General features: G+C 73.2%; 12 protein-coding genes and 3 pseudogenes. 7 read left to right on the top strand and 8 right to left on the bottom strand.

Going from position 1 to position 18,702, the window contains the following annotated elements; genetic code table 11:
- Positions 1-176 precede the first annotated feature (176 nt).
- Positions 177-500 (bottom strand): hypothetical protein, encoded by a 324-nt coding sequence (locus Sfulv_RS02230; RefSeq protein ID WP_173310769.1) that lies wholly within the window; start codon positions 498-500, stop codon positions 177-179.
- A 184-nt stretch (positions 501-684) separates the two neighbouring features.
- On the opposite strand from Sfulv_RS02230, the gene cds1 reads away from it, so the two are divergent.
- The gene (cds1, locus tag Sfulv_RS02225) at positions 685-1,818 is read left to right on the top strand and encodes an L-cysteine desulfhydrase Cds1 (protein WP_173310767.1); all 1,134 of its coding nucleotides are present in this window, start codon (positions 685-687) and stop codon (positions 1,816-1,818) included.
- 46 nt (positions 1,819-1,864) lie between these two features.
- On the opposite strand, the pseudogene Sfulv_RS02220 reads toward cds1, so the two are convergent.
- The 3 genes and pseudogenes from Sfulv_RS02220 to Sfulv_RS02210 form a co-directional block, all read right to left on the bottom strand.
- A pseudogene (locus tag Sfulv_RS02220) lies at positions 1,865-3,897 on the bottom strand (hypothetical protein).
- 55 nt (positions 3,898-3,952) lie between these two features.
- Positions 3,953-4,429, bottom strand: coding sequence for an SRPBCC family protein (locus tag Sfulv_RS02215; RefSeq protein WP_173310765.1), 477 nt, complete (start codon positions 4,427-4,429; stop codon positions 3,953-3,955).
- A 71-nt stretch (positions 4,430-4,500) separates the two neighbouring features.
- Positions 4,501-5,337, bottom strand: coding sequence for a DeoR/GlpR family DNA-binding transcription regulator (locus tag Sfulv_RS02210; RefSeq protein ID WP_173310763.1), 837 nt, complete (start codon positions 5,335-5,337; stop codon positions 4,501-4,503).
- A gap of 222 nt (positions 5,338-5,559) precedes the next feature.
- On the opposite strand from Sfulv_RS02210, the gene Sfulv_RS02205 reads away from it, so the two are divergent.
- The gene (locus tag Sfulv_RS02205; protein WP_173310761.1) at positions 5,560-7,950 is read left to right on the top strand and encodes a hypothetical protein; all 2,391 of its coding nucleotides are present in this window, start codon (positions 5,560-5,562) and stop codon (positions 7,948-7,950) included.
- Here Sfulv_RS02205 and Sfulv_RS02200 read toward each other — a convergent pair.
- The 3 genes and pseudogenes from Sfulv_RS02200 to Sfulv_RS02190 all read right to left on the bottom strand — a co-directional run.
- Positions 7,920-10,358, bottom strand: a complete 2,439-nt coding sequence (locus Sfulv_RS02200) for a right-handed parallel beta-helix repeat-containing protein (RefSeq protein ID WP_173310759.1) — start codon at positions 10,356-10,358, stop codon at positions 7,920-7,922. The genes Sfulv_RS02205 and Sfulv_RS02200 overlap by 31 nt on opposite strands.
- Before the next feature lie 295 nt (positions 10,359-10,653).
- The gene (locus Sfulv_RS02195) at positions 10,654-11,502 is read right to left on the bottom strand and encodes an MOSC domain-containing protein (protein WP_173310757.1); all 849 of its coding nucleotides are present in this window, start codon (positions 11,500-11,502) and stop codon (positions 10,654-10,656) included.
- Between the two features lie 20 nt (positions 11,503-11,522).
- Positions 11,523-11,975 (bottom strand): annotated as a pseudogene (locus Sfulv_RS02190) (DUF6643 family protein); the annotation flags it as partial.
- Between the two features lie 267 nt (positions 11,976-12,242).
- On the opposite strand from Sfulv_RS02190, the gene Sfulv_RS02185 reads away from it, so the two are divergent.
- Entirely contained in the window at positions 12,243-13,538 is a 1,296-nt protein-coding gene (locus Sfulv_RS02185; RefSeq protein ID WP_173310755.1) for a TerD family protein, read from the top strand.
- 15 nt (positions 13,539-13,553) lie between these two features.
- On the opposite strand, the pseudogene Sfulv_RS02180 reads toward Sfulv_RS02185, so the two are convergent.
- Positions 13,554-14,734 (bottom strand): annotated as a pseudogene (locus Sfulv_RS02180) (glycosyltransferase).
- A 58-nt stretch (positions 14,735-14,792) separates the two neighbouring features.
- Here Sfulv_RS02180 and Sfulv_RS02175 point away from each other — a divergent pair.
- From Sfulv_RS02175 to Sfulv_RS02160, 4 genes are all read left to right on the top strand, one after another.
- On the top strand, positions 14,793-15,578 hold the full coding sequence (locus tag Sfulv_RS02175; RefSeq protein WP_173310753.1) for a glutamate racemase: 786 nt from the start codon (positions 14,793-14,795) through the stop codon (positions 15,576-15,578).
- Positions 15,579-15,648: 70 nt separating this feature from the next.
- On the top strand, positions 15,649-16,215 hold the full coding sequence (locus tag Sfulv_RS02170) for a hypothetical protein (protein WP_173310751.1): 567 nt from the start codon (positions 15,649-15,651) through the stop codon (positions 16,213-16,215).
- A gap of 332 nt (positions 16,216-16,547) precedes the next feature.
- The gene (gene lnt, locus Sfulv_RS02165) at positions 16,548-18,191 is read left to right on the top strand and encodes an apolipoprotein N-acyltransferase (RefSeq protein ID WP_173310749.1); all 1,644 of its coding nucleotides are present in this window, start codon (positions 16,548-16,550) and stop codon (positions 18,189-18,191) included.
- A 9-nt stretch (positions 18,192-18,200) separates the two neighbouring features.
- Positions 18,201-18,674 (top strand): NUDIX hydrolase, encoded by a 474-nt coding sequence (locus Sfulv_RS02160; protein ID WP_173310747.1) that lies wholly within the window; start codon positions 18,201-18,203, stop codon positions 18,672-18,674.
- Positions 18,675-18,702 lie beyond the last annotated feature (28 nt).

Below are 18,702 nucleotides of genomic sequence, written 5' to 3'. Positions count from 1 at the left end.
GAAATAGGTCCGGAAGAAGACGAAGGGACGGATAGCAGATGGCTGGCCGCTGTCTCTGGTCTGCGGGTCGCGCTCCGGCGGGGACTGGATCACCGTGTCACCGCCGGTGCACCATCAGTGACGTGGGTCCAGCGTGACGCAGGCGGTGGCGCTCCGCAACTCGCGGTGGCCCAGCGTCACCGCCGACCGCCCCCGGCCCCCGCGCTGCGCAGCACGTCGAGCAGCCGGCGGGCCGGGGCGGCCCCGTCGTGGCGGCGGTTGCGCTGCCCCATGGTGAGCCGGTAGCGCACCCCGTTGAGCCGGGCGATGGCCGAGCCGGCCGCCGGGAACCATCCCCTGCCCACGCTGACCGCGCCCACGGGGGCGCTGTCGATCTCCCGTCCGTTGCTCGTCAGCAGGGCCACCCGGCCGTCCTTGACGACCACGGAACCGGCCCTGGTGAGCGAGCGCGCCCACCGCTCGATCCTGACCCCGCTCGCACTGAACTCCGCTTCCCGCACGGTGAATCGCCCCCTGTTCGGCTGTGCTCTCCAGTGCAGTGTGCCTCTGCCGGGCCCTCGGCACCAGTCGCCCGCCCTGCCGGGACGCCAAGGCAGGGCTATGGACCATCAAAGTCAACGTTTGTGCAGGTAGGGGGAATATCGTGGAGGCCGGCGAGTATCGGGCACACGAGGAGAAGCGCGTATGGAGACCAGTGGGCACAGACGTGACGGTGGGGCTGCGGCGACCGTGGACGTCGACCGCAGCGACTCGGAGCACCGGGCCTGGCTGAAGGAAGCGGTACGCAAGGTCCAGGCGGACGCCAACCGTTCGGCCGACACCCACCTCCTGCGCTTCCCGCTGCCCGAGCAGTGGGGGATCGACCTCTACCTCAAGGACGAGTCGACGCACCCCACCGGCAGCCTCAAGCACCGGCTGGCCCGCTCGCTCTTCCTGTACGGGCTCTGCAACGGCTGGATCCGCCGGGGCAAGCCCGTCATCGAGGCGTCGAGCGGCTCGACGGCCGTCTCGGAGGCGTACTTCGCCAAGCTGATCGGTGTGCCGTTCATCGCGGTGATGCCGCGGACCACGAGCCCCGAGAAGTGCCGGCTGATCGAGTTCCACGGCGGACAGTGCCACTTCGTCGACGACTCCCGGAGGATGTACGAGGAGTCCGCGAAGCTCGCCGCGGAGACCGGCGGCCACTACATGGACCAGTTCACCTACGCGGAGCGGGCCACGGACTGGCGCGGCAACAACAACATCGCCGAGTCCATCTACCAGCAGTTGCGCCTGGAGCGGTATCCGGAGCCGGCCTGGATCGTCGCCACGGCGGGGACGGGCGGCACCTCGGCGACGATCGCCCGTTACGTCCACTACATGCAGCACGACACCCGCATCTGCGTGCCCGACCCCGAGAACTCCTGCTTCTTCGACGGCTGGACCCACCACGATCCGCTGGCCACCAGTGACTGCGGTTCGCGCATCGAGGGCATCGGCAGGCCCCGGATGGAGCCGAGCTTCCTGCCCGGCGCCATCGACCGGATGATGAAGGTGCCCGACGCGGCCAGCATCGCCGCGGTACGCGCGCTGGAGCGCGCCATCGGCCGCAAGGCGGGCGGTTCCACGGGTACGGGGCTGTGGAGCGCCTTCAAGCTGGTGGCCGAGATGGTGGAGCGGGGCAGCACCGGCAGCGTCGTGACACTGATCTGCGATCCGGGCGACCGCTACCTCGACAAGTACTACTCCGACAGCTGGCTCAGCGGACAGGGCCTCGACATCGCGCCGTACGCGGGGACGATCGACCACTTCCTGGCCACCGGCAACTGGCCGGCGTAGCCGCCCGGCCGCGCCCCTCAGACATCTGCCGTGGTGCGCACTCCGCTCACCGCACCGCGGTCAGCGTCCCGCCCGTGCGCAGCCTGCCCGTCAGTTCGACCGAGGCGTCCCGCGGAGCCCGTACCGCCAGCGTGGTCCCGTCCACCGCGCCACTCGCCTCACCGGTCGCCTCGATGCGGCTCACCGCCCGGCTGCCCGCCGCCAGGACGTACCACCGGCCCGACGGCGCCTTCCAGCGCGTACCCGCCAGGATGTGCTGACCGAACCGGCTGCACAGCGCCGTGTCGTCGCGGTCGGCGACCACCGTGGCGGGGGCGGTGCGGGAGGGGCCGGGCTGGACGAACTGGACCAGCACCCGGCCCGGCCCCCGCCAGGTGTCCGCCCTGGTGCACAGCCAGCCCGCCGATGCCCCGCCCTCGGGCAGGGTCTGCCGGGCGAACTCCCAGTTGTTGACCGCGCGGACACCGCTGCCGCGCACCGCCCGCAGGGAGCACGCCGTACGCGCCCAGCTCAGCAGCGCGGGCGGACTGGTCGCCTCGCGCGGCTGACGCGCCCGCGACCCCCCGGCCGGCCGGGGGGTGTAGGTGAGATGCGCCGGTGCCAGATCGCCGAGGTCGGTCAGGAGGAAGGCGTGCTTCTCGACGACGCGCTCCGAGGAGCTCAGCTGGATCGCCGGCCACGCGTCGCAGGCGCCGCCGGGCGCGGGGCGCGGCACGGCGGCCGTCACCCCGTCCGGAGCCACGTCCAGGTCACGGGCCGGGACGTCCGGTGCGAGGAGGTCACGGGTGGCGCTGCGTGCGATCCAGGGAGCCAGCAGGAACCGAGCGCCGTCACCGGTGCGGCTGATCACCACAGCGGCGCCCGTCGTCACCCCGGCGTCATCGGTCCGCGCGAAGTCCAGGGCGGACACACCGCCCCCGGCCAGCGGTTCCGCGTACCGCACCAGACGTACGCCCCCGTCGTGCAGGAGCACCACCGCGGCGCCGTCCACCTCACCCGCGTACAGCAGCCTGGGCGGCTGCGCCGGTGGCACGGCGACCGTGCCCGCGGTGGTGGAGACCGTCGTGGTGCGCGGCGTCCGCCCCCAGACATCCAGGGCGCGGCCCAGCAGTTCCCGGTCGTCGGTACGGCCGCCCCGGGCGGGCCAGGCGGTGAAGTCGAGGCGCGAGGTGTCCGCCCACTCCTGGGCGTCCGACCGCAGCAGCCCGGCCGGTTCGAGCGCCGGGACGACCGCTGAGCGACCCCCGGGCCCGGCGTCCGCGACGCCGGATGAGCCGTCCCCCGCCACGGCCACGAGTGCGCCCGCGGCCACGCACAGGGCCGCGGCGGCCGCCACGGCGCGCAGCCGGTTCCGGCGCCGCAGCAGATCGCTGGGCCGCGTCTGTACCGTGCAGGGATCGAACTCGCCCGAGCGGAGCAGCAGTTCGGCCCCGGCCCGGTCGTCCCCCGCCAGCCGTCCCGCCGCGCGCACCGCGAGCGCCGGATCGGCGCAGCCCGCCTGTCCGAGCAGCGCGCGGACCTCCGCGTCGGACAGGGACTCCAGCGTCCGCAGGGCGAACGCGGCACGCACCGCGCCCGGCACCTGCGAGAGCGCCCGGTCCAGTGTGAGCTCCTCCACACCTCCCGCGCGGGGAAGAGCCGCAGACCCCAGACGACCGGGACCGCCGGGCGCAGTGCGGCCGGAGCCGGGAACCGGCCGGGCCACCAGCGGGGCCGCCGCTCGTACGCCAGCGCGGTGCGGAGCACCCGTAGCCGGACCCAGACGTACGCGGGAGCCTCGGGGCGCCGGTCGGTTCCCTCGGCGGATATGGCGGCCCGACTCTGCTCGGGGACGCGCGGGAGAACGGGGGCGGGAGGGCGCTCGGGGCTCGTTCGCGGACCGGGCAGCGCCCGTTGGACCGCCCCGTGCGCGGCCAGGACGCGCCGGTGGCGGCCGAGCGACGGCGGGAGGACGAGGTAGGCGAGCCGGACGAGACGCGGATAGTGCTCGACGAGCGCGGCCTCGGCCTGTTGCACCCCGGAAGTCGCGCTGTCGCCGCCGGAGAGCTGCCGCGGTCGCTGCGGGTGGTGGATCGGCATGTAATCGGTGCCTTCTGAGCCGTAGGCGGAAACCGTCACACCGACAACGACTTGATCATGTGACGGTCACATCGCCGGCCTGGGAACCGCGGCGCCCCGTCCCGCCGAGCAGCCTGTCGAGCACCCGGGCGAAGGCCCGGCGGCCCGCGGAGGCGACCACCGGATCGGCCCACCGGGGCAGGAAGCGGACGCGCACCTCCTCCACCCACACCACGTGCGAACCGGAGTCCGTCGGGTAGACGTCGATCGCCGCCCGCCCCAGCACCACCGAACCGCGCTTCTCCAGCCGGCACAAGCCCGCCCGGCCGGCCGCCGGCGGGGTCCACCTGACCACTTCCATCGGGTCGTCGAACGCCAGCGGACCCAGGCCCGTCCGGGCCACGAAAACGGTGCCGATCCGGGTGGGCAGCCCGGTGGGCACGGTCACCGAGGTGAGGGGGACGAGCGCGCCGTGCCGCTCCCAGTCGGTCACCCGGCGCCATGCGTCGGCGGCGGGAAGGGAGGTGAAACGCTCGATCCGGAAGACGGCCACACCACGATCCTAGGACGTCCCGGGCCCGCCGCCAGCTGAGCGGAACCCCGGACAGATATCCGGGCGGCCCTCTAGAGGGCGGCGTCTGCGGAGCCGCCCGCCACCACCAGGCCGGGCAGGTGCTCCTCGATCTCCGCCCGCGCTGCGGACGGCAGCCCCGCGTCGGTGACGAAGGTGTCCACCTCGTCCAGCGTCGCGAAGGAACTCAGTCCCACCGTGCCCCACTTGGTGTGGTCGGCCACCACGACGACCCGCCGCGCGGCCCGCACGAAGCGCCGGTTCGTCTCGGCCTCCGCCAGATTCGGCGTCGAGAGCCCGGCCTCCACCGAGATGCCGTGCACCCCGAGGAACAGCACATCGAAGTGGAGGGAGGCGATCGCCTGATCTGCGACGGGACCGACGAGGGAGTCCGAAGGTGTCCGCACCCCACCGGTCAGCACGACCGTGGCGGCTCCCGTACGGGCGCCGCCGTTGGCGGCCGGACGCTGCGCGCTGTGGAACACGTCGGCGACCCGCACCGAGTTCGTCACGACCGTCAGCTCGGGCACCTCCAGGAGCTGCTGCGCCAGTGCGTACGTGGTCGTACCGCCGGAGAGCGCGATCGCGCTGCCGGGCAGGGCCATGGCGGCGGCGGCCCGCGCGATGTCCTCCTTGGCGCTCAGCTCCAGCGCCGACTTGGCCTCGAAACCGGGCTCGTGCGTGCTCGTCCCGACCAGGGGGACAGCGCCGCCGTGCACCTTCTCGATGACACCCTGGCGGGCGAGCGCGTCCAGATCCCGACGGATCGTCATGTCGGAGACGTTCAGCCTCCGGGTCAGCTCGTTGACCCGGACCCCGCCACGCTTGCGCACCTCGTCGAGGATCAGCGCACGCCGTTGCTCCGCGAGCAGGTTCTGATTCTCGCTCAAGGCCGGGTCCGGTCCTTCCGTCTGGTCGTGGGGTCCCGCAGCCGGCTGCGGGACGTGTTCATCCTGCCACGCACCGCCTCCGGCCGTGTCACGGGGGAGATTCGGCGAGAACGGTGCCACGGGCGGCCCGCGTCCGCGATTCTGGTGACCGCGCACCGCCCCGGGTCCACCGTCGTCCCCGCCGCCCCCACGGGCCGGCGGTCCAGAGAGCGAGTCACCGAAGTGCCCCCTGCCGCACAGCCCCCGCACAGCCCCGGCGCCGCGCTGGAGCTCCTGGTCCACGGCGTGGGCGGAGCCACCCCCCAGGAGATGCTGGGCGATCCCCGCACGACCCGCGTCACCGGTGACGCCACCGCCGCCATCTACCGGCGTACGGAGGACCTGGCCGCCGAGCACGATCCGGCACGGCACGGCGACGAACCGGTCGCCGAGGCGTACTGCTGGGCCAACCTCACGTCGGGCAACGGCTCCCGCGCCCTCTGGCTGCTCCTGCTCCCCTTCATGGTCGTCAACCTCGCCCACTGGATGCGGCCCGGCGCGCCCGGCCGCAGCCGGGCGGTCCGCCTCTACGGACTGCTCGTCCGTCTCCTCGCGCTCAGCCTCACCGTGCTCCTCACCGCGGCGGCCTGCGAAGTCGCCCTCGACCTGGCGGCCTGGCAGTGCGCGGGGGAGCCGCGGTGCTCCGGACAGCGTTCCTGGCTGGGGTTCCTCTCGACGGAGCAGGGCGGCTGGTGGTCGCAGCCCGGCCGCCGGCTCGTCGTGGCCGCGCTCGTGCCCACCACACTCGTGACGCTGCTCTGGTACCTGTCCAACAGGACCTGGAGCGCGTACGAGTCCCAGCGTCCGCTCGCCGGCGCCGAACCGGAGCAGCCGGGGACGGAGACGGGCGAGGCGCAGGCGGGACCGGCTTCCTCGGACGTTTTCGTCCCGCCCGCCTCCCGGCCCGCGCTGGGCAGGCCCGGCTTCTGGTACGGGCGCCGGCTCGTCGCCCGGCTGCGGGCCGCGCACACCGCTGCCGGACTGCTCACCGTCACCGCCGCCGTGGGGGGCGCCGCCGCCCGCCACGACCGGGCCGCCGACAGCCCCGTACCGGCCGTCCTGGGAGCCCTGCTGGAAGCGACCGTCGTCCTGTGCGGCCTCTTCGTGGTCCTGGTGGTCTGCCGCCGGGGCCGCAGCGAACGCCGCCTGGACAACAGCCTCGACCGCGCCGTCATCACCTACCTGCCCGGCGCCGCGGTGGTCCTGCTCCTCCTCAGCGCGGTGTACGCCGCCTGGTCGCGCCCCGGCTGGGTCTCCGAGGGCGCGCTGCCGGGAGAGACCACCTTCAGGCTGCTCACCATCGGCCAGGGAGCCCTGGTCACGGCTCTCGCCGCCGTCGCCCTCATCCTCTACGCCCGCAACCCCGAACCCCGCACCACGCTCTACGGCCTCGGCGGCCCCGCGGTGGCGTTGCTCGCCTGCGCGCTCGGCGGCGTCATGACCGGCGGGGTCGCCCAGCGCGTCGCCGACTGGCTCGACGGCTCCGGAACCCCGGGGATGGGCCGCGGGTCCCTCATCGAGGGCCCGCCCGTCCTGCTCAGCTGGCAGGCATCCGTCATCCCGGTCCTCCTGCTCCTCCTGCTCGTCCCCGTCCTCACGCTGGTCGTCCGCACCGCCCGCAGAGCCCGCCGCCTGGGCCCCGCCGTCGAGGCGGAGTACGCCGAGAAGGAACCCGACCCCGCACGGACCCGGCGGATCGCCATGATCCGGGCCACCGCCGCGCTCACCGACTCCGCCCCCCGGCTCCTGGGCGCGCTCTCGGGCGCCACCCTGCTGCTCGGTGCCGGAGCGGTCGCCGGTTCCATGGCCACCACCCAGGTGCCGGGTCTGGCCATGGACGGTGCCGCACCCGCCGTCGAATCGCTCGCCGAAGCCGCGCAGTCGACGGGCTCCTGGATGGTCGGCGTCGGCTTCATACTGTTCGTCACCTGGGGCCGGCGCGCCTATCGCGACGTCTCCGCCAGGCGCACGATCGGCATTCTCTGGGACGTCGGTACGTTCTGGCCGCGCGCCGCCCACCCCTTCGCCCCGCCCTGCTACGCGGAGCGGGCCGTCCCCGACCTGTCGTCCCGGATGGCGGCCTGGACCGGACGCACCCGAGGCCGGCTCGTCATCTCCGGGCACTCCCAGGGCAGCGTCCTGGCCGCAGCCGCGGTCTGGCAGCTCCCCGCCGCCGCCCGCCACCAGGTCGCGCTGCTCACCTACGGTTCGCCGATCGAGCGGCTGTACGGGCGCTGGTTCCCGGCCTACTTCGGCACCGTGCCCCTGGCCGGGCTGCACCACTCCGTGCACTGCTGGCGCAACCTGTGGCGCGCGACCGACCCGATAGGCGGTCCGGTGCGCATCGAGGAGGGCGGGCGGCACGAGGTGGACCGGGGGCCGCTCAAGGACCCGCTGGTCTACGGCCGTACCACCGAGTTCCCTTTGCCCGAACCGATCCTCGGCCACTCCGACTACCAGGCCGACCCCGCCTTCGCCCAGGAACGCGCCGTGCTGCTCGAACGGCTCGGCCCGGTCCTGCCCCACCAGGCGGACGGGGAGGTTCAGGGCAGTTCGGGCAGGTCCTCCGGGTAGAGCAGGGTGAGGTCGTCCGTGCTCGTCTCGGCGAACTGGGCGACCCTTCCCGCGTGCCGTTCCACCATCGACTCGAAGGTCTGGCGGGCGGTGCGTCCGTTACCGAAGGCGGGGCCCTTGGGCAGCTCGCCGAAGTACTTCAGCAGCGCTTCGCCGGTACCGTCCGCCAGGCTGTACTCGTGCTCGTCGGCCTGCTGCCCGACGATGCGCAGCAGCTCCTCGGGCATGTAGTCGCTGAAGGTGATGGTCCGTGAGAAGCGCGACGCCACACCCGGGTTGACGGAGAGGAACCGTTCCATCTCGTGCGTGTACCCGGCGACGATCACCACCACCGCCTCCCGGTGGTCCTCCATGAGCTTCACCAGCGTGTCGATCGCCTCGCGGCCGAAGTCCCGGCCGGAGTCCTCAGGTGACAGGGCGTACGCCTCGTCCACGAACAGGACCCCGCCGCGCGCCCGGTCGAACGCTTCCTGGGTACGGATGGCGGTGGAGCCGATGTGCTCGCCGACGAGGTCCACCCGGGACACCTCGACGAGGTGACCGCGCTCCAGCACCCCGAGCGAGGCCAGGATCTCCCCGTACAGCCGGGCCACCGTCGTCTTGCCTGTCCCGGGGGAGCCGGTGAAGACGAGGTGGCGGCGCACCGAGGCCGCCTTGAGCCCGGCCTCCTTGCGGCGCCTGCCCACCTCGATCATGTCGGTGAGGGCCCGCACTTCGCGCTTGACGCTTTCGAGGCCCACCAGGGCGTCCAGTTCGCCCAGGACGGCCCCCGAGTCGCGTACCGGTTCGGCGGGGGCTGCGGGGGAGGGTTCGGCGGTGCGCACGCGCTGGTCCGGCATCACGCTGAGCAGCCCCGGCGTCGACTGGGCCGCCGTCAGGACCGCGGGCGCCGGGGTCCCGGCGCCGAGCAGCCCGCTCTCGTCGCTCGTGCAGTCCTCCACGACGGGACCCGACCCGTGCCCGTCGCCCTGGGACGCGCCGCCCTCCGCGAACTCGTAACCACCGCGGGCGCAGCGCTCCGTACGGCAGCGGCTCAGCGTGGTGCGGCAGCCGTCCATGACGTGGAAGCCGTAGCCCTCACTCCCGGTGACCCGGCAGCCGGTGAAGGTGCCGCGCCCTTCGGCGGAGACGTAGAAACCGGCCTCGGCCGGCGAGATGACCGTGCACCGCTCGATGGTGGGGTCGGCGCCCTTGGTGACGATGACACCGGTCTGCGCGGCGTCGATGGTGCAGTTGTTGAGTGTGCCGCCGCTGCCGTGGTCTCGGAACCAGGCGCCCGTGGACGCCTCCCGGATACGGCAGTCGTCCAGCTGGGCGGTGGCCCCGTCACTCACGGACACGGCGGTGTTGCGGATCTGCGAGAGGTCGCTGTCCACCACGTCGGCGCGTGAGCCCCGGTCGAGGACGAAGAGGGCGTCCGGCACGTCGTGGACGCGGCACGAATCGAGTATCACGGTCGCGCCGTCGCTGACCCAGACGGCCGGATAGTCGCCCGTGCTGTCGTGGATCTCGCACTGGTTGGCGTCCACCCGGGTGCCCGGGTCCCAGACGGAGAGCCCGTTGCGGCCGAACCTGCGCACGGTGGAACGGGTCAGGGTGAGCACCGACCGGGACCGCAGATCGACCGCGTTCTCCGGGATGTCGTGGATGTCGCAGTCGGCGAGTGTGAGGACCGCGTCGGTGTCCAGCGTGATGCCGTCGCCCGAGGTGCGGTGCACGGTGCAGTCGGTGAGGTGCGCGGTGCCGCGCGCCGTGATCTGGACCCCGCTGCCCTTGATCTCGTACACCTCGCAGCCCACGGCCTCCAGGGAGCTGCCCTCGCCGGTCACGCTCAGCCCGGCGCCGGAGGCGTGGTGGACCCGGCAGCGTTCGAGGCGGGGGTGTGCGCCGTCACGTACGGAGACCCCGGACTGCCCGGCGGAGACGATCTCGCACTCCTCGAACACACCGCCCGCCCCGTCGAGCACGGCGATGCCGGTGCCGGCCGGGTTGTCGACGGTGCAGCGGCGCACGGAGGGCCTGGCTCCGCCCCGCACCTCGATCCCGGCGGCCGAGCGGGTCACGATCCGCAGATCCGAGAGTTCCGGCGTGCCCTCCTCCACGAGCAGACCGGGAGCCGCGGAGTCCTGCCCCTCCACGTGGAGGTCCTGGATGACGGCCGACGCCCGCACGGTGAGGGGTACGCCGTCGACCGGCGCGATCCGCACGGAACCCACGGACCCCTCGGCGCCGCGCAGCGTCACCGCGCGGTGGACCACGAGATTCTCCCGGTACGTGCCGGGGGCGATGGTGAGCACGTCGCCGTCGGCCGCGGCCTCCAGGGCGGCGGTGAGGGAGGCGTATTCACCCGTGCGGCGCCGCCATCGCGATGTGCCGGTGTGCGTCACCTGGACCGTGCCCTGTGCCATGGTGCTGCTCTGCCCCCACCTCGTGCCGTGTGCGCTGCCTCGTGCCTGTCCGCGTCCTGTGCGATGTCCGGCGCGGCCGGCCTCCGGCAGCGCTGGGTCCGGGTCCGCCTGCCGAGGAGTCGGGCGGGCCGGTCCACCGTAGCGCGCGCGGCGGACGGGAGTTGACGAGCCGGCTGCTCATCAGGCCCACGGAGCCCGCGAACCGGGGCCGGGAAGCCTGTTTCGTCAGGGGCCTGTGCCGGTCCTGCCCCGGTCGGGACCGGTAACCGCCCGGGGGAGTTCGCCGGCCGCCCGGTCAGTCCAGGACGCGGACCGGGTCCCCGACCCTGATCACTCCGGCGGTGTCGGGGATGAGATGCCGGCCGAAGACCAGGTTGTTCCCGGCCCTGCGGTGGCGGGCGAGCGTCCGCAGCGGCTCCTTGCCGCGCTCGGCCGTCGTCTGGTCGGTGGTGGTGATGGTGCAGCGCCCGCACGAGTTCACCACCCGGAACGGGACGTCCCCGATGGTGATCCGCCGCCAGTCGTCCTCCGCCCAGGCGGGGGAGCCCGCCACGACGACGTTCGGCCGGAACCTGTCCATCGGCAGCGGCCCCTCGTCCGGGTACTGGCCCTGGGCGATGAGCGCGTTCAGGGCGTCGAGCGAGGACACGCCGGCGAGCAGCAACGGAAACTCGTCGGCGAGGCTGACGGTCTCGCCCGGGCGCGCGTGCGCCGGATCGAGGAGCCGGCTGTGCTCGGGCGGGATGGGCCTGCGGTGGGCGGGCGCGTCGAGATGGACGAGCCGGACCTCAGCGCCGAGGTACGCACCGAGCCACGCGTGGGCGTCCCCCGACGCCTCCACGACCTCGATCTCCTGCTTGAACAGATCCACGGTGACCGTACGGCCAGGCGCCGGGGCCTCGACGGCCAGCGGCCCGCTGCCCGGCGCCGACAGTTCGATCCCCCCGTCCGGCAGCGGCCGGGCGGATATCAGCGCCATGCGGGCGCGCTGCCGCTGCGTGACGGCTCTGCCCGCCGCGTCGACGACCATCCAGCGCCGGTCGCCTTCGAGTCCCCATGGCTCGACCGCGACCTCGCTCCGCGCGTACGGGGCCAGTGACTTGACCGGATGGACGTGGACGGCCTGGAGCACGGGAAGATCCATGCGGTCATCCTGCCAGCCGGTCAGTACCCCCGGCCCTGGTACGGGCGGTTGTACGGGTCCTCGTAAGGGGAGGGCGCCGGCGCGGGACGGGGCGAAGCCGGACGCATCGACTCGTAACCCGTGCCGGGCGCGGGGCGCTGCGGCTGGGGCTGCTGCTGGTAGCCGCGCGCCATGCCGGGCTGCTGCGGGATGTACGGCGCCGGAGCGTGCTGCAGTGCGGGCTGCATCGGCGCCTGCTGGTACTGCTGCTGGGCGGGCTGCTGGTACCCGTACGACGGCTGGGAGGCAGCCGGAGGAAGGGCGGGCAGCGCCGACGGCAGGGCCGGCAGATAGCTGTTGCCGGTGTCGTACGCGGCAGGCACTCTGATCGGCGCGATCTGAGGGGTGCCCCGTTCCGCGACCAGGGAGTCGTAGATCGGGGTGTCGGGGAACGACGGTGCGGCGTAGTAGCCGCCACCGTAGGTGGAGCGGGGGAGGTCATGACACCCAAGTTAAGCCCACGATGTGCTGATTGGGGAGCCCGATAAGAGGGTTGCTTTGGGGGTTGTGGGTGAACAGCGATCCCCAATGCGAGCGAACTTGGGAAAAAAGGGCACCCAAGGGCCCCGTGATCGTGTAAAGGGCGAGTTCACGAGGGGTTACCGACGGAACGCCCGGCCGGTCCCGTCGCGGCTGTGTGCTCCGCGCCACACCGGGGATTAAGTTGTCCCCGGAAAGGCTTTCGGGCGGCCGGACTCCTCATGGAGGCGAGCATGACCATGCTAAAAGGAACCAACGTTCCGGTGCCGGCTCAGGCCGTGCGGGTCGAATTGGGCTGGCGCGCGGCCCCGGGAGGACCGGACGTGGACGCCTCGGCGCTCCTGCTCTCCTCGGGAAAGGTGCGCGACGACGCCGACTTCGTCTTTTACAACCAGCCGGCCCACGCGTCGGGAGCCGTACGCCACGAGGGCAAGGTGACCGACCAGGACCGGGTCACGGACACCCTCACGGTCGACTTCTCCCGTATCGAGCCCGCCGTCGACCGCATCGTCGTCGCGGCCTCGGCGGACGGCGGGAACTTCGGCCGGGTGACCGGGCTGTACGTACGGGTCGTGGACGCGCGCAGCGGGGCGGAGACGGCCCGTTTCGAGAGCGCCGACGCCACCGTGGAGACCGCGTTCATCCTCGGTGAGCTCTACCTGCGCCAGGGGGCCTGGAAGTTCCGGGCCGTCGGCCAGGGGTACAGCACCGGCCTGGAGGGCCTCGCCACGGACTTCGGTATCTCCGTCGACGAACCGCAACAGGCACAGCGGCCCCGCAGCCCCCGCCCGACCTCGAGTCCGCCCGCGCCCCGGCCGGTCACCCCGCCCGCGGCTCAAGCCGTGCCTCAGCCGGTGCCTCAGCCCGTGACGCAGCCTGTCAGGCTGACGAAGATCACCCTGACCAAGGAAGCGCCTTCCGTCTCCCTGTCCAAACAGGGCGGCACCTCCGGCGCCCTTCACGTGAATCTCAACTGGGAAGTGCGCAAACAGTTCAAGAGCTGGGGCGCCAAACTCGGCCGGGCCATCGCGATGCACGCCGACCTCGATCTCGATCTCTGCGCGCTCTACGAACTGACCGACGGCAGCAAGGGAGTTGTCCAGTCGCTGGGGAACTCCTTCGGCTCCCTCAGCGGGCCGCCCTATATCCATCTCGACGGCGACGACCGGACAGGCGCCCTGTCCACCGGAGAGAACCTCACGGTCAACCTCGACCACAAGGACCGGCTGCGCCGCCTTCTGATCTTCGTCACCGTCTACGAGGGCGCCCGGAGTTTCGCCGATCTGCACGCCACGGTCACCCTGCGGCCGCAGCACGGCGCCGCCATCGACTTCTCCCTCGACGAGTGCACCGTGCCCTCCACCGTCTGCGCGCTCGCGTTGATCACCAACACCGGGGGAGACCTCACCGTGCAGCGCGAGGCCCGCTATCTCGTCCCGCAGCGCGGAGTGAGCCCGCAGCGCACGATCGACGCCGCCTACGGCTGGGGCATGAACTGGACCCCGGGCCGCAAGTGAGCCCCGCCGCCCGCCTCACCGGTCCGGTGCGGCCTCGGGCCGGGCGTACGTACGCCCCTTCCAGGCCGCCCCGCGCCCGCGGCGGTGCTGCACGGCCGAGTCGACCGTCATCAGCAGATAGAGCAGCGCCGTGACCGGCAGCAGGGGCGCGAGCAACAGCGACTGCCGGTAGTACGCCAGCATCGGCATGTACGTCCCCGCCATCACCAGCCACGCCGCCCCTCCCGCCCAGGCGGCCACCGCGCCGCCCGTCAGCAGCCCGGTGACGAACGTGACGGGCGGGCCGAGATAGACGAGCGCCAGCCCGGGAACCGTCGCGGCGAGCAGCAGCGGGCTGTGCCGCAACTGGGTGTACGCGCTCCGCGACACCATCCGCCACAGATCTCCCAGCCGGGGTACGGGCGCACACTGTCCACCCGCTCCGCCAGTCCCAGCCAGATCCGGCCCCCGCTCCGCCGCACCGCACGCGCCAGCGACACGTCGTCGATCACCGCCTGCCGGATGGACTCCGGGATGCGCGCCCGCTCGGCTGCCTCGGTGCGCAGCAGCACACAGCCGCCCGCCGCTGCGGCGGTCCCCGAGCCCGGCCGGTTCACCCGGCGGAACGGATAGAGCTGCCCGAAGAAGTAGACGAACGCCGGGACGATCAGCCGCTCCCAGCCGCTGGCCACCCGCAGCCGGGCCATCTGCGAGACCAGGTCGAACCCGTCCGCCGTCCCCGTGGTCGCGGCGGCCACCAGCTCCCGCAGGCTGTCAGGCTCGTGCGCGATGTCGGCGTCCGTGAGCAGCAGGAACTCCGGCCCGCCGGCCCTGGCCAGGCCGATCCCGTGCCGCACGGCCCACAGCTTGCCGGTCCAGCCCGCCGCGGGCTCGCCGGGCGAGGACACCGTGAGCGGCAGCCCGCCGTACCGTACGGACAGCCTGCGCGCGAGATCACCCGTGCCGTCCGTGCTGCCGTCGTCCACCAGGAAGATCTCCGCCTCCCCGGGATAGTCCTGCGCCAGCAGTGACGGCAGGCTCACGGGGAGCATCCCGGCCTCGTCGCGGGCCGGGACGACCACGGCCACCGACGGCCAGCGCGCGGGGTCCGTGCGCCGGGGAAGCCGCTGGTCGGTGCGCCAGAAGAACCCCTGCCCCAGCAGCAGCCACACCCACACGACCAGCGAACCCACGGCGATCCAGGCAACGGCGCTCATCCGCCGAAGTGTGCCCCACTTCCGGAGGGCCGCAAGGGGTGTCGACTATGGTGACCGGGTGAAGATCGCCCTGATGGACTCCGGAATCGGCCTGCTCCCGACGGCGGCGGCGGTGCGCCGGCTGCGGCCGGACGCCGATCTGGTGCTCTCCAGCGACCCGGACGGCATGCCCTGGGGACCCCGTACGGCGCAGGACGTGACCGCACGCGCGCTCGCCGTGGCCCGCGCCGCGGCCCGGCACCGGCCGGACGCACTGATCATCGCCTGCAACACCGCCTCCGTGCACGCCCTGCCCGCGCTCCGCGCCGCACTGGAGCCGGGGCTGCCGGTCATCGGCACCGTGCCCGCGATCAAGCCGGCGGCGGCGGACGGCGGTCCCGTCGCCATCTGGGCCACTCCGGCCACCACCGGCAGCCCGTACCAGCGCGCGCTGATCCGTGACTTCGCCGGCTCCGTCGCCGTCACCGAGGTGCCCTGCCCCGGCCTCGCCGACGCCGTCCAGCACGCCGACGAGGCCGCCATCGACCGGGCCGTCGCGGCGGCGGCGGCCCTCACCCCATCGGACGTACGGGCCGTCGTCCTCGGCTGCACCCACTACGAACTGGTCGCCGAGCGCATCCGCGCCGCCGTCCAGCGGGCCGGGCGGCCCCCCGTCACGCTGCACGGATCAGCCGGTGCCGTCGCCGCCCAGGCGCTGCGCCGCGTCGGTGGCGGCGCCCCCCTGTCGGCCGAACGGGCGGGCACCCTCGCCGTCATCCTCAGCGGGCGCCCCGCCGAGCTGCCGGAGGCCGCCCTGGCCTACGCGCAAGGGCGCCTGCTGAAGGCGCTCAGCCCCGTGCGCTGACCGCCCGGCCGGTTCCCGACCGGGCGCACGGCCCGTCCCCGGCACGCGGAATCTGCGTACGCTGCTCGACATGAGGGACCACACCGGAAATGGCAGCCACGGTTCGAGCGAGGCCCCGTCCACGGTCTGGCACGGGCGCGCGACCAACCGGGCCCAGTGGCTGCTCGCGGTGGCGGGCGCCGGGTGCGTGGCCCTCGGCATCCAGCTCGCCGTCGACTCGGCCTGGACGTCGGGAATCGTCCCCCTGCTGATGTCCGTCATCGGCTGCATCGCCGCTGGACTGCTCATCCTCTTCGGCACCCTCGCCTTCGTCCACGTGGTCGTCAGGGTGGACGGTGACGCCCTCGAAGTTCGCTGCGGACACATGGGCGTGCCCCGTCGGCGCATCCTGCTCACGCATGTCGTGGGCGCGGAGTACGCGCCCGAGGTCACCCCGCGCCAGTGGGGCGGCTGGGGCTACCGCTGGCGCCCCCAGCAGGGCACGGCCGTGGTGGTGCGCAGGGGTGAGGGCGTGGTGCTGAGGCTGGGCGACGGGAGGAGCTTCACGGTCACGGTGGACGACGCGGAGGCGGCGGTACGGTTCATCCGCGACCGCCTGCACCTGCCGACGACGGGGCCCCGGACGACGGGGGCCTGAGCCTCCGGTATCGCCGCCCGCCCCTTCGTTGACCCGGCCGGCGGCCCGGGTCCTCGCCGAGCGGGCGCCGCCGGGGCCGGTCCGGCGAGCGGACCCGCCCGGCCGTCACCGAAGCGAGGCTCAGGGCGTTCCCGACGGTAGGGCTCAGCTCGCCGAAACGGTCCGGGCCCACACCGCCCAGCCGCAGGTCGTCCCTCGCCCTTGTCAGGGCGTCCTGCCGGAGGAGCACCCGGTGCGGCGAGGTTCCACCCGGCTCCACCGGCGCCGTCCAGGGCTCCACCCCGCCGTCCCGGCCTACGGTGACCGCGGACCGCCGCCGTAGACTCCGCCAGGTGAGCGCCACCATCACCTCCGTAGACGGACCGCCGCCCGCCCCCGCCTCCGGCGGCCGAAGGCTGTGGCCGCGGCTCGTCCGCCCGGCCGCTGCCGCGCTCTCCGGTGCGCTGCTGTACGCGAGTTTCCCGCCGCGCCCCCTGTGGTGGCTGGTGCTGCCTGGTTTCGCCCTCCTTGGCTGGGTCCTTCTCGGACGTCGGCTGCGGGCCGCGTTCGGCCTCGGCCTCCTGGCGGGACTCGGCTTCATGCTGCCGCTGCTGCACTGGACCGGCGAGGAGGTCGGCCCGGTGCCCTGGCTCGCGCTGGCCGCCGCGGAGGCGCTCTTCATCGCGGTGGGCTGCGTCGGGATCAGTGCCGTCACCCGTCTTCCGTACTGGCCCGTCTGGGCCGCGGCCGTCTGGACGCTCGACGAAGCGCTCCGGGCCCGTGTGCCGTTCGGCGGCTTCCCGTGGGGGAAGATCGCTTTCGGCCAGGCGGACAGCGTGTTCCTCCCGCTCGCGGCACTGGGCGGCACCCCGCTGCTCTCCTTCGCGGTGGTGCTGTGCGGCTTCGGACTCCTCGAAACGGTGCGCCAGATCCGTAGGGGACGCGTCACCGGCACCGTCCGCCGGGCCGCGGCCACCGCCGCGGCGGCGACCGTCGTCGTACCCGTGGCGGCGGCGTTCGCCACGCTGCCCCTGGTCGACGCCTCGGCACAGGACGGCACCGCCACGGTCGCCGCGATCCAGGGCAACGTGCCCCGCCTCGGCCTCGACTTCAACGCCCAGCGCCGAGCGGTCCTGGACAACCACGCCCGCCGCACGGAACAGCTCGCCCGTGAGGTGGCGGCCGGCAAGGTCCCCCGGCCCGACTTCGTGCTGTGGCCGGAGAACTCCTCCGACCTCGACCCCTACCGCAACCCCGACGCCCGCGTCGTGATCGACGACGCGGTCAGGGCGATCGGCGTCCCGACCGTCATCGGCGCCGTCCTCTCCCCGGAGACGGGCCCCCTGCGCAACACCCTCATCAAGTGGGACCCGGCGGACGGCCCCGTCGCCACCTACGACAAGCGTCACATCCAGCCGTTCGGCGAGTACATGCCCATGCGCTCCTTCGTCCGCCTCTTCAGCAAGGACGTCGACCGGGTGCAGCGGGACTTCGGACCCGGCAGGAAGGTCGGCGTGTTCGACCTGGCGGGTACGAAGGTGGGGCTCGTCACCTGTTACGAGGCGGCGTTCGACGACGCGGTACGCGACACCGTCACGAACGGCGGGCAGCTCATCGCCGTACCGAGCAACAACGCCACCTTCGGCCGCAGCGAGATGACGTACCAGCAGCTCGCGATGAGCCAGGTACGGGCCGTCGAGCACGGGCGTTCCGTCGTCGTGCCGGTCACCAGCGGCGTCAGCGCCGTGATCCGGCCGGACGGGACGATCGTGGAGAAGACGGAGATGTTCACCCCGGCGGCCCTGGTCGACGAGGTGCCGCTGCGGTCCTCGCTGACCCCGGCGACCCGGATGGGTCCGCTGCCCGAGGGAGTTCTCGCCCTGCTGGCCGTGGCGGGCCTCGGCTGGGTCACGGTGCGCGGCGTACGCGCCCGCAGGCTGCGCGGCTCCACCGCCCCCGGGCCCCAGGCCCCTCAATCCGGTGGCACTGCCACGTAGGCTCGGCGCATGGCCACTCCCGACTTCATCCGAGACATCCGCGCGACCGCGGGCCACCAGCTCCTCCTCCTGCCCGGGGTCACCGCGATCGTCTTCGACGACGAGGGCAGGGTGCTCCTCGGACGGCGCTCCGACACCGGCAGGTGGTCCGTCATCGGCGGTATCAGCGAGCCGGGGGAGGAGCCCGCGGCGACCGCCGAACGCGAGGTGTATGAGGAGACGGCCGTGCACTGCGTGGCGGAGCGGGTGGTGCTGACCCAGGCGCTCAAGCCGGTGCAGTACGCCAACGGCGACCGGTGCCAGTACCTCGACATCACGTTCCGCTGCCGGGCGACCGGCGGGGAGGCACGGGTCAACGACGACGAGTCGCTCGAGGTCGGCTGGTTCTTTGTCGACGCGCTGCCGCCGATGAACGAGTTCAGTCTCTTCCGGATCAAGCAGTCCCTCACCGAAGGACCGACCTGGTTCCAGCGCACCACGTGAGAGGCCGCCCACCACCGTCGAGGTGGTG

It is taken from the genome of Streptomyces fulvorobeus (assembly GCF_013167895.1).
Taxonomy (GTDB): domain Bacteria; phylum Actinomycetota; class Actinomycetes; order Streptomycetales; family Streptomycetaceae; genus Streptomyces; species Streptomyces fulvorobeus.
This window is presented reverse-complemented; position numbering and strand designations above follow the sequence as displayed.